The organism is Micromonospora coriariae (assembly GCF_900091455.1).
Taxonomy (GTDB): Bacteria; Actinomycetota; Actinomycetes; order Mycobacteriales; family Micromonosporaceae; genus Micromonospora; species Micromonospora coriariae.
This window is the reverse complement of sequence record NZ_LT607412.1, coordinates 6045578-6061306: the sequence shown is the minus strand read 5'-3', so window position 1 is coordinate 6061306 and position 15729 is coordinate 6045578. Positions and strand designations below refer to the sequence as shown.

The 15729-nt window shown below is 73.0% G+C and carries 15 protein-coding genes and 1 tRNA gene; 4 read left to right on the top strand and 12 right to left on the bottom strand.

All coding sequences use genetic code 11. The features are described 5' to 3' along the window. Positions 1 to 4: 4 nt before the first annotated feature. Positions 5 to 751 carry an SAM-dependent methyltransferase gene (locus tag GA0070607_RS28085; RefSeq protein WP_089022157.1) on the bottom strand — a complete coding sequence of 249 codons (747 nt, stop codon included), beginning with the start codon at positions 749 to 751 and terminating at the stop codon, positions 5 to 7. Positions 752 to 866: 115 nt separating this feature from the next. Between GA0070607_RS28085 and GA0070607_RS28080 the strand changes: the two genes are divergently transcribed. The 3 genes from GA0070607_RS28080 to GA0070607_RS28070 all read left to right on the top strand — a co-directional run bounded on the left by GA0070607_RS28080 (position 867) and on the right by GA0070607_RS28070 (position 2505). After that, positions 867 to 1748: a universal stress protein gene (locus tag GA0070607_RS28080; RefSeq protein WP_089020874.1), complete on the top strand. Its 882-nt coding sequence runs from the start codon at positions 867 to 869 to the stop codon at positions 1746 to 1748. Between the two features lie 71 nt (positions 1749 to 1819). Then, positions 1820 to 2032, top strand: coding sequence for a hypothetical protein (locus GA0070607_RS28075; protein WP_007460364.1), 213 nt, complete (start codon positions 1820 to 1822; stop codon positions 2030 to 2032). Then, the gene (locus GA0070607_RS28070) at positions 2029 to 2505 is read left to right on the top strand and encodes a hypothetical protein (protein ID WP_089020873.1); all 477 of its coding nucleotides are present in this window, start codon (positions 2029 to 2031) and stop codon (positions 2503 to 2505) included. Before GA0070607_RS28075 ends, GA0070607_RS28070 begins: the two co-directional genes overlap by 4 nt. On the opposite strand, the gene GA0070607_RS28065 is transcribed toward GA0070607_RS28070, so the two are convergent. Further along, positions 2502 to 2708: a hypothetical protein gene (locus GA0070607_RS28065; RefSeq protein WP_089020872.1), complete on the bottom strand. Its 207-nt coding sequence runs from the start codon at positions 2706 to 2708 to the stop codon at positions 2502 to 2504. The genes GA0070607_RS28070 and GA0070607_RS28065 overlap by 4 nt on opposite strands. A 134-nt stretch (positions 2709 to 2842) precedes the next feature. On the opposite strand from GA0070607_RS28065, the gene GA0070607_RS28060 reads away from it, so the two are divergent. Continuing rightward, the gene (locus GA0070607_RS28060; RefSeq protein WP_089020871.1) at positions 2843 to 3490 is read left to right on the top strand and encodes an HhH-GDP family DNA glycosylase; all 648 of its coding nucleotides are present in this window, start codon (positions 2843 to 2845) and stop codon (positions 3488 to 3490) included. Between the two features lie 5 nt (positions 3491 to 3495). On the opposite strand, the gene GA0070607_RS28055 is transcribed toward GA0070607_RS28060, so the two are convergent. From GA0070607_RS28055 to GA0070607_RS28010, 10 genes are all read right to left on the bottom strand, one after another. Further along, positions 3496 to 3693 (bottom strand): hypothetical protein, encoded by a 198-nt coding sequence (locus GA0070607_RS28055; RefSeq protein WP_172899119.1) that lies wholly within the window; start codon positions 3691 to 3693, stop codon positions 3496 to 3498. Positions 3694 to 3769: 76 nt separating this feature from the next. Next, the gene (locus GA0070607_RS28050) at positions 3770 to 5047 is read right to left on the bottom strand and encodes a hemolysin family protein (protein ID WP_089020870.1); all 1278 of its coding nucleotides are present in this window, start codon (positions 5045 to 5047) and stop codon (positions 3770 to 3772) included. An 83-nt stretch (positions 5048 to 5130) separates the two neighbouring features. Beyond that, positions 5131 to 5328 carry a hypothetical protein gene (locus GA0070607_RS28045; RefSeq protein WP_089022155.1) on the bottom strand — a complete coding sequence of 66 codons (198 nt, stop codon included), beginning with the start codon at positions 5326 to 5328 and terminating at the stop codon, positions 5131 to 5133. Positions 5329 to 5332: 4 nt separating this feature from the next. Continuing rightward, positions 5333 to 7153, bottom strand: a complete 1821-nt coding sequence (gene selB / locus GA0070607_RS28040; protein WP_231931214.1) for a selenocysteine-specific translation elongation factor — start codon at positions 7151 to 7153, stop codon at positions 5333 to 5335. 2 nt (positions 7154 to 7155) lie between these two features. Then, positions 7156 to 8460, bottom strand: a complete 1305-nt coding sequence (selA, locus tag GA0070607_RS28035; RefSeq protein ID WP_089020869.1) for an L-seryl-tRNA(Sec) selenium transferase — start codon at positions 8458 to 8460, stop codon at positions 7156 to 7158. A 23-nt stretch (positions 8461 to 8483) separates the two neighbouring features. After that, positions 8484 to 8579, bottom strand: a tRNA-Sec gene (locus tag GA0070607_RS32580). A 38-nt stretch (positions 8580 to 8617) separates the two neighbouring features. Continuing rightward, positions 8618 to 9571 (bottom strand): NrfD/PsrC family molybdoenzyme membrane anchor subunit, encoded by a 954-nt coding sequence (gene nrfD, locus GA0070607_RS28030; RefSeq protein ID WP_408630924.1) that lies wholly within the window; start codon positions 9569 to 9571, stop codon positions 8618 to 8620. 203 nt (positions 9572 to 9774) lie between these two features. After that, positions 9775 to 10746 carry a 4Fe-4S dicluster domain-containing protein gene (locus GA0070607_RS28025; RefSeq protein WP_089022153.1) on the bottom strand — a complete coding sequence of 324 codons (972 nt, stop codon included), beginning with the start codon at positions 10744 to 10746 and terminating at the stop codon, positions 9775 to 9777. Next, complete coding sequence (gene fdh, locus GA0070607_RS28020; RefSeq protein ID WP_269458401.1) at positions 10739 to 14011, bottom strand: formate dehydrogenase; 3273 nt, start codon at positions 14009 to 14011, stop codon at positions 10739 to 10741. The genes GA0070607_RS28025 and fdh overlap by 8 nt, the downstream gene beginning before the upstream one ends. A 365-nt stretch (positions 14012 to 14376) precedes the next feature. After that, a complete protein-coding gene (locus tag GA0070607_RS28010) occupies positions 14377 to 14928 on the bottom strand; it encodes a hypothetical protein (RefSeq protein ID WP_089020866.1) in 552 nt (183 codons plus the stop codon). Between the last annotated feature and the right edge of the window lie 801 nt (positions 14929 to 15729).

The window sequence follows — 15729 nt, the reverse complement described above, 5'->3', positions numbered from 1 at the left end:
GAGGTCAGTCGGTGCCGCGAGTGGCCAGCACGCCGTGGAACGCGTCGGGCACCGGCGCCGGCGTGCCGTCCGGCCGCCACCGGCTGACCGGGACGATGCCGTCCGCGGTCGGCGCCCACCGACCCAGCAGTGGCGCGAACGCGGCCGGCGCGCGCATATGGAAGGCCGGCCCCATCATCGCCAGCGCCTCCGGGTGATCGGCCAGCTCCTCGGTGTCGAAGTCCACGGCGAGCATGCTGCCCGGCGCCGCGGCGGCGTACAGCTCGTCGAGGGTGCGGGCGAGGGTGTCGTCGTCGAGGAACGCGGCCAGCCCGAGGAAGATCACCCCGACCGGCCGGCGGCCCCAGCCCGGGACGAAGCGGTGCAGCTGCGCCGGATCGACGGTGCCGATGTCGGTGGCGTCACCGTAGCCGTAGCCGGCCCGGTCGCTGCCGGCGAGGATGCGCTGACCCAGCCGGATGGTGACCGGGTCGACGTCGGTGTAGAGCACGGTGGCCTCGGCGGCGACCTCGTGCACGTTGTCCATCGTGGGCACTCCCGCGCCGAAGACCAGGAACCCGTCGACGCCCTGCCCGGCGATGGCCCGCACCGCCCGACCGAGGAAGGCCCGCAGCTCCCGGAACACCGGCGCGCACGGCCCGTAGGCCTGCTCGAACGCGGTCGCGGCGGCCACGTCGACGGGGAAGTGGTGGTCCCCGCCGAGCCAGAAGTCGATCATGCGGGCCGTGCTCGGCTGGTCCGGTTCACCCATCGACGACGCTCCCTCCGGCTGGTCGTCGCCAGCGTACCGACCCGGACGCTCTGGGCGGTATCGCTCCGCCAGGCCGTCGCCGGCCGCGATACTGGCCCCGGCGGGAGGTGACCCGGTGAACTCGGCGCACAGCGCGGCGGTGGTGGTCGGCGTGGACGGCTCGGAGCCGTCCCTGCGCGCCGTCCGTCTCGCCGCCACCGAGGCCGCCCGTCGGCACCGGCCGCTGCGCGTGGTGCACGGGTTCATCTGGCCACTGCTGCACGTGCCGGTCTCCCCCGCACCGGACGCCCCGCCCGGCGGTGGGCTGCGCCACCAGGCCGAGGAACTCGTCGCCGCCGCGGTGGCCGAGGCCCAGGCCACCGCACCCGGACTGTCGGTCTCCGGCGAGATCATCGACGGCGAGGCCGCCGCGGTACTGGTCGGCGAATCCCCCACCGCCGCGCTCATCGTGCTCGGCGACCGAGGGCTGGGCGGCTTCGCCTCGCTGGTGGTCGGCTCGGTGGCGGTGCAGGTCGCCGCGTACGCCGACTGCCCGGTGCTGGTGGCCCGCGGCGCGGAACGTCCGGGCGAGCCGGTGCTGGTGGGCATGGACGGTTCGGCGGCGTCGCGGCTCGCCGCCGAGTTCGCCGCCGAGGCCGCCGTGGCGCGCGGCGTGCCGCTGTTGGCGGTGTACGCCTACCGGCATCCGCCCAGCACCGGCCCGGGAGACATGCAACCCCTGGTGTACGACGAGGCGCGGCTGCAGGGCGCCGAGGAACAGATGCTCGCCGAGTCGCTGGCCGGCCTGACCGACCGCTGTCCCGGGCTGCGGCTGACCTGGCGGGCGGTGCACGGCAGGGCCGGCGCTGTGCTCGCCGAGGCGTCCGGCTCCGCCCAGTTGGTGGTCGTCGGCGGGCAGGGGCGCGGCGAGGTGACCGGGTTGCTGCTGGGGTCGGTGAGCCAGTCGGTGCTGCACCACGCCCGGTGCCCCGTCGCGGTGGTGCGCGGCCCCCGCTGAAACCCGGGGTTGGTCCGCCGCCAGACGGGTAGACGGCCGCGGTACGCCAACGGCGACGAAGGAGGCAGCAGATGCCAGGACCACGGCCGGGCAGTAACGCCTACGACAAGCAGCGGGCGCGGATGCGCAACGCGATCGACGATTCCGGACGACGGGTCCCCGACGGCAAGGCCAATCAGGTCGCCAACCGGATCCTGCAGGAGGATCGCGGTCAACGGGGTGTGGTGCGCGGCGAGCGCACGTACGGCCCCAAGAGTGAGCGCGAACCAGGCGACCCGAAGTGAGGAGGGCCGACCTGGCCGACGGCGCCATCGCGGGCGCCGTCGGCAGCACCGCACTCAACGTGGTCAGCTACCTGGACATTGTCCTGCGGGCCCGGCCGGCGAGCAGCACCCCGGAGGAGACCGTCGACCGGCTCGCCCGGATCGCCCACGTGGACCTGGGGTCCGGGGCCCCGGCGGCGAACCGCCGCTCGGGCCTCGGGGCCCTGGTCGGCTACGGCCTCGGCATCGCCGCCGGGGTCGGGTTCGCGCTCTACGCCCGGGGCCGGCGGCAACCGCTGCCGATGGCCACCGGCGTGCTCGGCGCCGGCGTGATGACGATGACCGACGGGTCCATCACCGCGCTGGGGATCAGCGACCCGCGCACCTGGCGGCGCGCCGACTGGATCTCCGACATCGTGCCCCACCTGGCGTACGGACTGGTGGCCGCCGCCACCTGGAACAGGTTGCGACGGCCACGACGCCGTGATCGTTAGACCCGGTTGTCGCTGTCGTCCTCGGCGACCGGCTCACCGGTCGGCCCGTACGGCGACACCTGGCCCTTGGGCACCGGCCGACCCTCGTCTCCGCGAGACGAACCACGGTTGAGCGGGTGCCCCGTCGGCGTGGGCCCCTTGCTGTCCTGACTGGTGGCTCCCTTGGCGTTACGGCGGAACTCCTCCTGCTGCGGGTTGACCACGGGTGTCTCCCTCCGGGTACGGCAGGCGGCATGTGACCGCCTCCACCGCAGGCATACCCGCCCGACCCGGCGGCATTCCGGACCCGCTCACCGGCGGGAGGGCTAGGCGGCGCGGTGGCGGGTACGCACCGGACGTGGGCAACGACCGAACCGTGGCACAGGTGCTGCTGGAACGGAGCAGCCGCACCTACGCGGAGGAGGCCGGCATCCGGCTCTCCGACCGACCCGGGCCGCTGTACCAGCTGCTGGTGCTCGCCACGCTGTTGAGCACCCGGATCCGGGCCTGCGTGGCGGTGGACGCCGCGCGGGAGCTGTTCGCCGCCGGCTACCGCACGCCGCAGGCGATGGAGGCCGCCAGCTGGCAACAGCGGGTCGACGCGCTGGGCCGGGGCCACTACCGCCGTTACGACGAGCGGACGGCCACCATGCTCGGCACCGGCGCCCGGCTGTGCCTGGACCGCTGGCACGGCGACCTGCGTCGGCTGCACAGGGAGGCCCGGAGTGACCCGGCCGGACTGCGCCGCCGGCTCACCGAGTTTCCCGGCATCGGACCCACCGGTGCGGACATCTACCTGCGGGAGGCGCAGACGGTCTGGTCCGACCTGCGCCCGTACGCCGACCGCCGGGCGTTGGCCGGGGCGAAACGCCTGGGCCTGCCGGGCTCACCGGACGGGCTGGCCGGGCTGGTCGACGAGCCGGACTTCGGGCGGCTCGCCTCGGCGCTGGTACGGGTGGCGCTCGGCGAGGAGTCCGCCGGTGAGGTCACCCGCGCCGCCCGTTGAACCGATCACTTCACCGTCTTGTCGCCCGGCCGGGTCAGGTGCCACACCAGCAGCGCGGCGAGCAGCGCCAGAACCACCAGCCCGCCGGAGATACCCCGGCCCTCCTCGGGGCTGCGGCCGGCGGTGCCGAAGTAGATCACCGCGAGGCCGGCCAGCACCGTGACGAACGTACGAAACCCTCGGTCCTTCACGTATCGCACCATATGCGGGAAACATCCGCCCTGGGCGGATTTGGCGGGCCTGTCCCCCGTCCGGGTGGCATTCCGGAACGCCGGCCGGTCAGGTGTCGGCGGTGAACCCGCGCAGCCGCACGCGACGGACCGCCCGGTCGGCGACCTCCACCACCTCCAGGGTCAGCCCGGGCAGCCGAATGCACTCCCCCGGCTCGCCTGGCAGGTGACGCAGCCGGGCCAGCACCAACCCGGCGACCGTCGTGTACTCCCGCGACAGCGGGAAATTCAACCGCACCCCCAGGTCGGGCAGGTCGTGCAACGGGAAGTCACCGGGCACCAGCAGCGACCCGTCCGGCTCGCGCACGACTTCGCGCACGTCCCGGTCGGTCTCGTCGTACAACTCGCCGACGACCTCCGCCAGCAGGTCCTCCAGGGTGACCATGCCGTCGATGCCGCCGTGTTCGTCGACCACCAGAGCCAGCTGCTGGTGCTCCAGACGAAGCTGGCGCAGCGCGTCGGCGACCGGCAGCGTGACCGGCAGCAGCAACGGCGGGCGGGCCCGCTCCCCCACCGTGCCGTCGCCGGCCCGCACCAGGTCACGGATGTGCACCACACCGATCACCTCGTCCAGGCCACCGGGACCGGTGACCGGCGCGCGGGACCGTCCGGCGACGGCGAGCCGTCGGACCCCCTCGCCGGCGGCCAGGCCGGCCGGCAGTGTGGTCACCTCCCGCCGGGCCACCAGGATCTCCCGCAGCGTCCGCCCGGCGATGTCGAACGCGCCGGTGAGGATCTCCCGCTGCTGGGCCGACAGGCCACGCTGACTGACCAGCATCTCCCGCAGCTCCTCCTCGGTGGTCTCCTCCCGACTGGCCTTCGGATTGCCGCCGGCGAGCCGGACCACGGCGTCGGTGGTTCGGCTGAGCAGCCACACCGCCGGCCGGGACAGTCGGGCGAGCAGGTCCAGCGGACCGGCGCTGAGCAGCGCCCAGCGTTCCGCCCGCTGCATGGCCAACCGCTTGGGGGCCAGCTCGCCGATCACCAGCGTGACGAAGGTCAGCGCCACCGTCACCAGCACCACCGCGGTGGGGCGGGCCGCCGCGCCGAGAAAACCGAGCGGGGCGACCAGCGGCTCGGCCAGCGACACCGCGGCCGCCGCGGACGCGAGGAACCCGGCCAGGGTGATGCCGAGCTGGATGGTGGCCAGATAACGGTTCGGGTCGCGGGAGAGCCGCACCAACCGGTCGCCCGCGCGGGTCCGCCGGCCCAGCCGCCGCAGCTGCCCCTCGCGCAGCGTCACCAACGCCATCTCACTGCCGGAGAGCGCGGCGTTGACCAGCACCAGCACGGCCACCAGCACCAACTGCCCGAGCTGAGCGCCCATCGCGTACCCCCGTCCGCCGCCTCAGGCCACTCAACCGCAGCCGGGCCGACCGTGGGTCCGGTTCCGGTTGGCCGGCCCTCCGCTCAGTCGGTCTCCAGGTCGTCCAGGGAGATGGCGTGGGTCATCAGCCACCGTGCCAGCGCCGACATGCCGAACAGCCAGAGCGGGGCGGACTCGGTGGGGCCGTTGGTGGCGTAGATGGCGAACCGCAGGTCCGGGGCGCGGTACGCCTCGATCCGCCACCGGTGCTGCCGATCCCGCCAGACCGCCGAAGGGTCCATGGCGTCACCGTAGGTGAGCACCGCCGCCCGGGAGGCCCATTGGCCCGGACACTTCGATCATCCCGTCACCGTTGAGGACGACGATCCGGGCGTCGTCGGGCAGCCGGCGCGTCGCACCTCGCCGGTCGAGCAGCTCCAGCAGCGGCACCGCCACCCGGCGGGTGGTGTCCAACGCCTGCCGGGCCGCCGACAGGGTGAACGGCTGAGGCAGCCCGGCCAGCACCCGCACCGCGTCGTCGAGCGCGTCGGGGAGCAGCACCACGCTGTCGGCCAACCGCAGCAGCGCACCGGCGCGCACCGCGGCCCCGATCTCCCGGGCGCCCAGGCCCAGATCCACGAGGCGATCGGCTTCCGGGGCGCGGAACGGTCGGTCGGCGTACTCGGCGCGGACCCGCTGCACGGCCCGGGCCACCGGCTCGGGCAGTACGCCGGCGCTCGCCGCGCCGACCCGGCCGGCGTGGATCCGCAGCGGCGGCCGGACCAGCGCCTCGACGAGCACCCGGTCAGGCAGGGCGAGACGCTGGCGCAGGGCGTCCACCGGCATTCCCGGCTCCAGCGGATGCTCCCGGGCGTACCGGGCGACCTCCTCGGTCAACTGGTCGCCGAGCCGCCGCCAGTGCCCGGGATCGGCCAGCCAGTCACCCGCCACCGGGGCGGCGTGCACCGGTACGCCCATCCGGACCAGCGTGCCGGCCCGGACCAGACGGCGGCGGCGCAGTTCGCCGGCCAGGTCGGGTCGGCCGTCCAGGTCGGCGAGGACCTTGGCGCGGGCGGCGGCGGCGCCCCGGCGGGCCAACGGCGGCGGGGCCACGTCCAGCACCCGCACCCCACCGGCCACGTGGTGCCGGCCCGGATCGCGCAGCAGCGCCCGGTCGCCGACCAGCAGCGGCAGCGGGCGGGCCAGCCGGAGCCGCACGGTGTCCGCGCCGAGCGGGCGGACCCGTACCGGCACCGCCGCCGACCCCACATGCAGGGTGAGGGTGGCCGGCAGATCACCTGCCGGGTCGCCGGTGAGCCGGACGTCAATGAGGTCGCTGCGGTGGAACCGGCCCGGGGCGAGCAACGCGTCGCCGCGGCCGAGCCGGTCACGGGGCGTACCGCGCAGGTTGACAGCCACCCGGCCCACCGCCGCCACCTCGGACCGGGCCTGACCGAGCGAGTGCAGGCCGCGTACCCGGACCCGTTCGTCGCTGCCGGCCAACTCCAACTCGTCGCCGACCCGCAACCGGCCGGCGCCGAGGGTGCCGGTGACCACTGTGCCGCTGCCCCGCACGGTGAAGCTGCGATCGACCCACAGCCGGACCGGATCGTCCACGATGGGGGCCGGCAGGCCGGCGGCGAGCCGGTCCAGGGCGGCGCGCAGCTCCGGCAGGCCGGCGCCGGTCAGCCCGCTGACCGCCACCGTCTCCACCGTGCCGAGACTCGTCGCCGCGATCTCGGCCCGGGCCCGGGCCGCCGCGGGACCCGGATCGGCCAGGTCCGCGCGGGTCACCGCCAGCAGGCCGTACGCGACACCGAGCGCGTCCAGCGCCGCCAGGTGCTCGGCGGACTGCGGCATCCACCCCTCGTCGGCGGCGACCACGATCAGCGCCGCCGGCACCGGGCCGACCCCGGCGAGCATGTTCGGCACGAACCGTTCGTGCCCGGGTACGTCGACGAACGCGACAGTGCCGCCGGACGGCAGGGTCGTCCAGGCGAAGCCCAGGTCGATGGTCATTCCCCGGCGGCGTTCCTCGGCCCACCGGTCGGGCTCCATTCCGGTCAACGCGCGGACCAGGGTCGACTTGCCGTGGTCGACGTGCCCGGCGGTGGCGACGACGAACACGGTCAATCGTCTCCGGGTACGCGCAGCACGGCTGCCCGGACCGCCTCGTCATCCGCGGCGGGTACGCAGCGCAGGTCGAGCAGGAGCCGGCCCCGCACCACCCGGCCGAGCACCGGCTGCTCGCCGGTGCGCAGCGGCGCGGCGTACCGCTCGGGCAGGCTCAGCGCCCAGGAGTCCAGCTCCACCCCGGGGGCGCCGCCGCCGCCGACCACGGCGACGGCCGGCACCACCTCCGCCTTGCGGCCGTCCGCGCCGAGACGGTCGCGCAGCCGCTCCACCCGCTCACGCAGGACGCCCGGATCGGCGTGCAGCGCGGTCCGGGTGGGCGTGTCGGGGCTCTGCAGGGTGGCGGCCAGCGCGGCCAGGGTGAGTTTGTCCACGCGCAGCGCCCGGGCCAGCGGATGGCGGCGCAGCCGGTCGACCAGCTCGGCGTCGCCGAGCAGCAGCCCCGCCTGCGGACCGCCGAGCAGCTTGTCACCGCTGGCGGTGACAAGCGTCGCGCCGGCGCGCAGGGTGCCGGCCGCGTCGGGCTCGTCGGGCAGCAGTGGATCCGGAGCGAGCAGCCCCGAGCCGATGTCGGCGACCACCGGCACGCCCAGGGTGGCCAGCTGCCGTACCGGGGTGGCCGAGGTGAAGCCGGTGACCTGGAAGTTCGACGGGTGCACCTTGAGCACGAAGCCGGTCCGCGGGCCGAGCGCGGCGGCGTAGTCGGCGAGGGAGGTGCGGTTGGTGGTGCCCACCTCCCGCAGCCGGGCGCCGGTGCTCTCCAGCAGGTCCGGCAGGCGGAAACCGTCGCCGATCTCGACCAGCTCGCCCCGGCTGACCACGATCTCCCGGCCGGCGGCCAGCGCGGTGGCGGCCAGCACCAGGGCGGCCGCGCCGTTGTTGACCACGTGCACCGCGCCCGCGTCCGGTACGGCAGCGGCCAGCGCGTCGAGCGCGTCGCGGCCGCGGCGGGCCCGCCGCCCGGTGCTCAGGTCCAGCTCCACATCGGTGTGCCCGGCGGCGGCCACGACCGCGGCGACAGCGGTGGGCGACAACGGCGCCCGACCCAGGTTGGTGTGCAGCACGACACCTGTGGCGTTGAGCACCGCGCGGGGGCCTGGCGCGGGTAGCGCGGCGACGGCCGCATCACGGACCTCGTCGGGGCCGATCTCGCCGCGGCGCGCCTGCTCCTGCGCCCGGCTGACGACCGCCTTCACCCGGTCCCGCCCGAGCGTCGCGGTGGCCGCGGCCAGCCGCGGGTCGGCGAGCAACGTGTCGGTGCGGGGCACCCGGCGCCGCGGGTCCACCGGGCCGTCACCCATCGCGTCATCTCCTGCCGCCTGTTTGGCGGAAGCGGACGGGAATCGAACCCGCCTGGCCCGGGTCCCGGACCACACCGGTTTTGAAGACCGGGAGGGGCACCAGCCGCCTGAACGCCTCCATCGGACATTCGATCACAGCACGGGCCGTGCCGCCCGGTCAGGTGACAGATCCGCCCTCGGTCCGGCGGGCTTCGAGCCGCTCGCGCTGCGGCACCACGGTGTAGCGGGGGTCGCGGGCGGACGCGACGCCGCCGTAGAAGATGCCGAACCGGGTCGCCACGGAGGCGGCCAGCAGCGCGGCGCCGGAGAACGCACCGGCCACCCGGCTGCGCCGCCCGAGCAGCGCGCCGGCCACCCCGGCCGCCGTCAGCAGCCGACCGGCGCGCAGCAGACGACCCGGCCGGCCCCGCCGGTAGGGCTCGCTGAGCAGGCCGAGGCGGGTCTCCACCCGGTGCGCGCCGTACAGTTCCAGGGCCGCTCCGGCCACCGCCATCCGGCGGGCCGGCCCGGCCTCGGCCGGCGGCGCGGCGAGCAGACCCACGCCGGCGCCGCTGGCCAGGGCGCTGCCCGCGAAGATGACAGGCAGCTCCGGGTACGCCTCATGCCACGACGGCACGGCCGTGTCGGCGAGCAGCACCCCGGTGTACGTGGCCAGCGCGGGCGCGGTGCCGGCGGCGAGCAGCCCGGCGGCGTGCCCGACTGGCGGCAACGCCCGGCGGGCCAGTCCGAGCAGCCCACGCCGGGGCAGCCAGCCGGCGGCCTCGGCGATCGCGGCGACCCCGGCCGCCGGCCCGAAGGCCGTCAGGATCCAGGTGCCCATCGACATCGGCGAGGTCGGCTTGGCGATCCGCAGCATGTGGTGGAACCGGGCCGGCCGGCCCAGGTCCCGGACCAGGAAGACGGCGCTGGCGCTGACGGCGGCCAGCGCGGTGACCCGGCCGGCCCGGCGCAGCACCGGTCGGCCGGTGAGCTGCCCACCCGCGGCGAGCAGCGACGAACCGGCTGCCAGCCCGCCGGTGAACAGGTACGCGGCGATGTCCCACTTCCAGACCGGCGCCTTCAGGACCGGCCGGCCGTAGTACGAGGTGAACTCGGCCTCCGGCACCCGCAGCTCCTCGCCACCACCGCGGCGACCACCGCGCCGGCCCTTGTGCTCGGCATTCCGCCGCGGCTGCGGGGTGACGTCGGCGCCTGCCGGTCCGCCATGGATGTTCGCCTCGGACCGTGCCGGGCTGTCCAGCCGCTCGCCGCCCTCGGCAGCCAGCCGGTCACGGAAGCGGCGGAACACGTCGCCCACCTCCGGGTGGTGCGCACTCACGAGGAACCTCCGACGAACGCGGCGACGGTGGCCGCCGCCATGGCCAGGGCCGCGAGGCCGGCGCGTTTCCACATGGCGGGCAGGTCGCGGGTGGTCACGATCGGGTCCGGCGGCAGGCCGTACACCTCCGGCTCATCCAGCAGCAGGAAGAACGCTCCGTCACCACCGACCCCGTCGTTCGGGTCGTGTCCGTACAACCGCGCCTCGGGCACCCCCCGCTCGTGCAACTTCGCCACCCGCGCCGCGGCCCGCTCCCGCAACTCGTCCAACTCCCCGTACTGGATCGACTCCGTCGGACACGCCTGCGCACACGCCGGCGTCATCCCCACCCCGAGCCGGTCATAACACAACGTGCACTTCCACGCCCGACCATCATCCTTACGCTGATCGATCACCCCATACGGGCACGCCGAAATGCAGTACCCACACCCGTTACAGATGTCCTCCTGCACCACCACCGTGCCGAACTCCGTACGGAACAACGAACCCGTCGGACACACATCCAGACACGCCGCATGCGTGCAGTGCTTACACACGTCCGACATCATCAACCAACGAAAATCCGTACGCTCCTCCACGCCCGTACCCCGACCCGGCGGCTGCGCACCCGGCATCCCGAGGAACTCCGGCCCCGAGCCACCGCCTCCGGCGGCGCTCGGGGTGCCGAGCACGTCGGCCGGCCCATCCGCGGCCGTCGTGCCCCGGTGGCCGGCCGGGCGAGGCTGCTCGACGAACGCGACGTGCCGCCACGAGTTCGCGGTCAGCGCGCCGGTGTTGTCGTACGACATGCCCAGCAGGTCCAGGCCGGAGCCGGGCACCCCGTTCCACTCCTTGCAGGCCACCTCGCACGCCTTGCAGCCGATGCAGACGCTCGTGTCGGTGAAGAACCCCATCCGGGGCGGCGCGGTCGACCAACCGGCGTCCGGTGCCGGATCCAGCGGGCCGTACAGGCTGTTCGGATCAGGAATCACCGCGCCCCTCCCCATCGCTGTCGGTGGTGATGGCCGGGGCGTTCCGGCCCGGCGTGATTCCCGAGCGCCGCTGATACTCGGCCACCAGGTCGAGCAGGTCCGGGCCGGTGGGCCGGCGGCCGGGCCGGACGTCGCAGGTGCCGACCTTGCTCTCCTGGATCAGGACGTTCGGATCGAGGCTGATCCCGAACAGGTCGTTCGCCGAGTCGCCGGTCACCAGGCCCTCGAAGCCGAAGTGGTACGGCAACCACACCTGATGGATGATCCGCCCGTCCACCCGCAACGGCGTGAGCCGGTCCGTCACCAGCACCTTGGCCTCGATCACCGCACGGCCGCTGACCAGGTGGGCCCAGCCCAGATGCGCCAGTCCGACCTCGACGGCCAACTCCGGCGACACCTCGACGAACATCTCCGGCTGCAGCTCGGCCAGCGGACGGACCGTCCGGCTCATCCCGCCGGCGGTGTGGTGCTCGGTGAGCCGGCTGACCGTGAACACGTACGGAAAGACCTGACTGTGCTCCTGCGGCGGGCTCGGGTTCACCGAGTTGACCGGATGGGCGTACATCTTGCGGGTCGGGTTGGCCTGCTGCCGGTAGAGCGGATTACGCACCGGCGACTCGACCGGCTCGTAGTGCGTCGGCATCGGCCCGTCCAGGACTCCGCTTGGCGCGTACAGCCAGCCCTTGCCGTCGCCCTGCATGACGAACGGATCGTCGCCCGCGATGCCCTCGGTGCCGGACGCACCCGGTGGCGGCCGGTACGACGGTGGTTTGGTCTTCTCGAAGTCCGGCACGTCGTAGCCGGTCCATTCGGCCTTGTCCGGGTCCCACCAGACGTACTTCTTGCGCTCGCTCCACGGATTGCCGTCCGGGTCGGCCGACGCCCGGTTGTAGAGGATGCGCCGGTTCGCCGGCCACGCCCAACCCCACTCCGCGGCCACCCAGTCCTGCTCATGCCGCGACTTGCGCCGGGCCGCCTGGTTCACGCCGTCCGCGTACACACCGGTGTAGATCCAGCAGCCGATCGCGGTGGAGCCGTCGGCGCGGGCCTCGCCGAACGAGGACAGTGGGTGGCCGGTCGACACGTCGTACCCGTTGATTTCGCGCAGCACCGATTCGCCGCTCGGCTCGGCGTGCGGGCCGTGCGTCGGGTAGTCCCAGGTGAGGTCGAGCAGCGCCCGGTCGCGTGGCAGGTCCGACCCGGCCAGCTTCTCCCGCAACTTGCGGCCGAGGTGGTAGAAGAACCACAGCTCGGAACGGGCGTCGCCCGGTGGTTCGACGGCCTTCTCCCGCCACTGCAGCAACCGCTGCGTCTGGGTGAAGCTGCCCTCCTTCTCCACATGCGAGGCAGCCGGCAGGAAGAACACCTCGGTACGGCACTCTTCCGGCACGATCTCGCCGGTGGCCACCTCGGGCCCGTTCTGCCAGAACGTGGCGCTCTCGATCATGAACAGGTCCCGGACCACCAACCAGTCCAGGTTCGCCATGCCGAGGCGCTGGGCGCGGCCGTGCGCCGAACCCACCGCCGGATTCTGCCCGAGCAGGAAGTACCCCTTAATCTTCCCGTCGATCATGTTCAGCACCTGCCGGTACGTGCCGTGATCGCCGGTCATCCGGGGCAGGTAGCCGTAGCAGAAGTCGTTCTCCGGCGTCGCCGCGTCCCCCCAGTACGCCTTGAGCAGGCTGGCGGCGAACGACCGGGCGTTGCCCCAGAAGCCCTTCTGCCCCGGGTGCCGGATGCTGTCCACCCACTCGTCGAACGTCGGGTGGTCGGAGTGATGTGGCATCGGCAGGTAACCGGGCAGCAGGTTGAACAGCGTCGGGATGTCCGTCGAACCCTGGATGCTGGCGTGCCCGCGCAACGCCATGACTCCACCACCCGGCCGACCCATGTTGCCCAGCAGCAGTTGGATGATCGCGCCCGTGCGGATGTACTGCACCCCGACGCTGTGCTGCGTCCAACCGACCGAGTAGATCAGCATGCCTGTGCGTTCCCGGCCGGAGTTCTGCGTCCACGCCTGGGCCAGCTCCAGGAACTTCTCCTGCGAGATGCCACAGACCCGCTCCACCATCTCCGGCGTGTAGCGGGAAAAGTGCCGCTTGAGGATCTGGTAGACGCAGCGCGGATGTTGCAACGTCTCGTCGCGGCGGGTCTGCCCGCCCACCTCCGCGCCGTGCGACTCGTGCTCCAGGCCGGCGGCGCTGTCCCGCTCCTTGGCGGTGTGCCCGCTGCCCGAAGAGCCCTCGTGCCCCTCGTACTGCCAGCTGTCCTGCACGTAGCTGCCGGTCGCCGGGTCGAAGCCGGAGAAGAACCCGTCGCCGTCCTCGGTGTCGGTGAACTCCTCGCTGACGATCGTCGCCGCGTTGGTGTACGACAGCACGTACTCCCGGAAGTCCAACTCGTTGTCCAGGATGTAGCGCACCACCCCGCCCAGCAGGGCGATGTCGGTGCCCGCCCGGATCGGCAGGTAGCTGTCGGCCACCGCGCTGGTCCGGGTGAACCGCGGGTCGACGTGGAAGACCTTCGCGCCCCGACGCTTCGCCTCCATCACCCACTGGAAGCCCACCGGATGCGCCTCGGCCATGTTCGAACCCTGAATGACGATGACGTCAGCGTTGGCGATGTCCTGCTGAAAATCCGTCGCACCGCCACGACCGAAGCTGGCCCCCAGACCGGGGACGGTGGCGGAGTGTCAAATACGGGCCTGGTTCTCGATCTGGAGAGCCCCCATCGCGGTGAACAACTTCTTGATGAGGTAGTTCTCCTCGTTGTCCAGCGTCGCCCCACCCAGACTGGAGATGCCCAGCGTCCGGTTGAGCGGCCGGCCCTCGCCGTCGACGTCCTCCCAGGTCTGCTCGCGGGCGGCGAGCATCCGGTCGGCGATCATGTCGACCGCGGTGTCGAGTTCCAGATCCTCCCACTGCGTCGAGTACGGCCGACGGTAGCGAACCTTCGTCTGCCGCAAGGGGCTGGTCACCAGGCTCTTGCTGGCCGCGCCCTTCGGGCAGAGCCGGCCCCGCGAGATCGGGCTGTCCGGGTCGCCCTCGATCTGGCTGACCTGACCGTCCTTGACGAACACCCGCTGACCGCACCCCACCGCGCAGTACGGGCAGACCGAGCGAGCGACACTGTCGGCGTCCTCGGTGCGGGCGGTCAACTCCGCTGAACGGGCAGACTGCGCCGCGGCACCCCGACCCAGCGGGTCCGTGCCGGTGAGCTGCCGGTAGACCGGCCAACCCTCGATAAAGGTCCGCAGACCCATCCCCGACACCCCCTCGCACGCGAGCGACCCCATGAACATAGGTCAACCGAGGCATGTTCGCGAACCGAGGAACCGGCAGATGACGCAGACAGCGCCGCCCCCGGCTGGTGGGCCGGGGGCGGCGCTGGTGTCGGTGTGCAGGTCGCCTCTCGGCGAGTGGCGCGTCGCGGCTCCAGCCGAACGGTGTTCCGCGACGGCAATATTAGGTGAGGCCCGGGGACACTGGATCACACCGACACTGTCCACAACCCGCCGCCGGCCGGTGTCATTCCCCGCCCGTCGCCGGCGCTCGCGCCGGTCCAGACATGCCGCTGGCCGGCACCCCGGGGTGGGGTGCCGGCCAGCGGTCAGCGTGTGTGCTGGGGTCAGCTGTTCCAGTGCTGGGCGACCAGGTCGGTGGCCTGCTGCTCCCACTGGGCATAGGCATCCGGGTAGGCCGAGACCTGCACGGTCTGCGCGGCGTCGGTCAACGCCATGTCCTGCCACCCGTCAACCTGCTTGAGACCCTTGAGGAACGCGGTGGTCGAGTACTCCGGGTCGGTGATCTGCTCCGGCGTGCCCCAACCACTGGACGGGCGCTGCTGGAACAGGCCCAGCGAGTCATGATCGTTCATGTCGCCGAGGTGGCCCAGGTTCTCCAGCTTCGACTCCTGCAGGCTCGTCGCGATCGAGATGACCGCGGCCCGCTCGGGCAGACCGGCCTTCTTCGTCGCGGCGATGATCGCCTTGACGTTCGCGGTCTGCTCGTCGTTCAGGTCGATGTGCGACTGCGCGCCCTGCACCTTGGCCACCGCCACGGCGGCGGGCTTGCCGTCCACTGCGGGGGCGGCGTGCGCGGCGATCGGACCGGCGAACACACCACCGGCGAACGCGAGACCAGCAACAGACAGCATGCTCTTACGAATGATCGTGTTCATGAGGGGGTCAGCTCCTTCACGGGGGTAGACACCCGCGCTGGCGATCCGGGGGAAACGGCGCAGGGTGCGAGCACCTCGTCGGGCGCTTTCAACAACTACAGGGGGAAAGTCTTCAAGGTCGGCGGCCTACGGGCGGGGGCTCGTGGCGCCGGGTCTGTGTGTAACGACCGCCGGGCCGGGCTCATTCCGGGGTTGGCTCAGCACCCTGGTCTGGCTGCCATCCCCATCCTGCGGGGGGCGGGCCGGTGGTGCTGCGATCGTCAGGGTGTGTAACGACCCCCGGCTCGCCATGATTCCGGCCCACGGATGCGCCCGGTCACAGCCCAGAAACCCCGATACCGGACATTCGACGCGCAGTTCGCCGGCGGTCGCGCCGCCAGTTCGGCTGGCTGGGGGTGATCGACTCGGTATCGCCGATATCGGGCTATCAGGTCGCCCGGGACACCCCGACATCGCCGACACAGAGTCGATCAGCGCGAACGAAGGCACCCACCGGGGACCGATCGGACCCCGCCACCTCGCCGACGGGTTGGTCCGTCACACAGCGCAGGGGTCACGACGCACGGCGACCACCGACGGTGTGGGGCCCGCCGTGCCCGGCGTAGGGATCAAGCCTGACCGCCCGAAGCCGGGCACGGCGGGCCCCACCCCGCACCAACCCGGCACACCACGGCGACCCCGACCACCACCGGCCCAAAGGTGGAGAACTGCCGACGATCCCGACAGCCCACGCACCCGCAACAGCCACGCCGACAACAGCGGAGAGAACGCCGTGAGCGACACCAGCACCCGCGAGCGTTA

What these genes read in the sequence shown, in the direction of transcription:
- GA0070607_RS28085 (WP_089022157.1), bottom strand. Translation starts at nt 751, where the DNA reads ATGGGTGAACCGGACCAGCCGAGCACGGCCCGCATGATCGACTTCTGG.
- GA0070607_RS28075 (WP_007460364.1), top strand. Translation starts at nt 1,820, where the DNA reads ATGCCAGGACCACGGCCGGGCAGTAACGCCTACGACAAGCAGCGGGCG.
- GA0070607_RS28055 (WP_172899119.1), bottom strand. Translation starts at nt 3,693, where the DNA reads ATGGTGCGATACGTGAAGGACCGAGGGTTTCGTACGTTCGTCACGGTG.
- GA0070607_RS28050 (WP_089020870.1), bottom strand. Translation starts at nt 5,047, where the DNA reads ATGGGCGCTCAGCTCGGGCAGTTGGTGCTGGTGGCCGTGCTGGTGCTG.
- GA0070607_RS28045 (WP_089022155.1), bottom strand. Translation starts at nt 5,328, where the DNA reads ATGGACCCTTCGGCGGTCTGGCGGGATCGGCAGCACCGGTGGCGGATC.
- selA (WP_089020869.1), bottom strand. Translation starts at nt 8,460, where the DNA reads ATGGGTGACGGCCCGGTGGACCCGCGGCGCCGGGTGCCCCGCACCGAC.
- GA0070607_RS28010 (WP_089020866.1), bottom strand. Translation starts at nt 14,928, where the DNA reads ATGAACACGATCATTCGTAAGAGCATGCTGTCTGTTGCTGGTCTCGCG.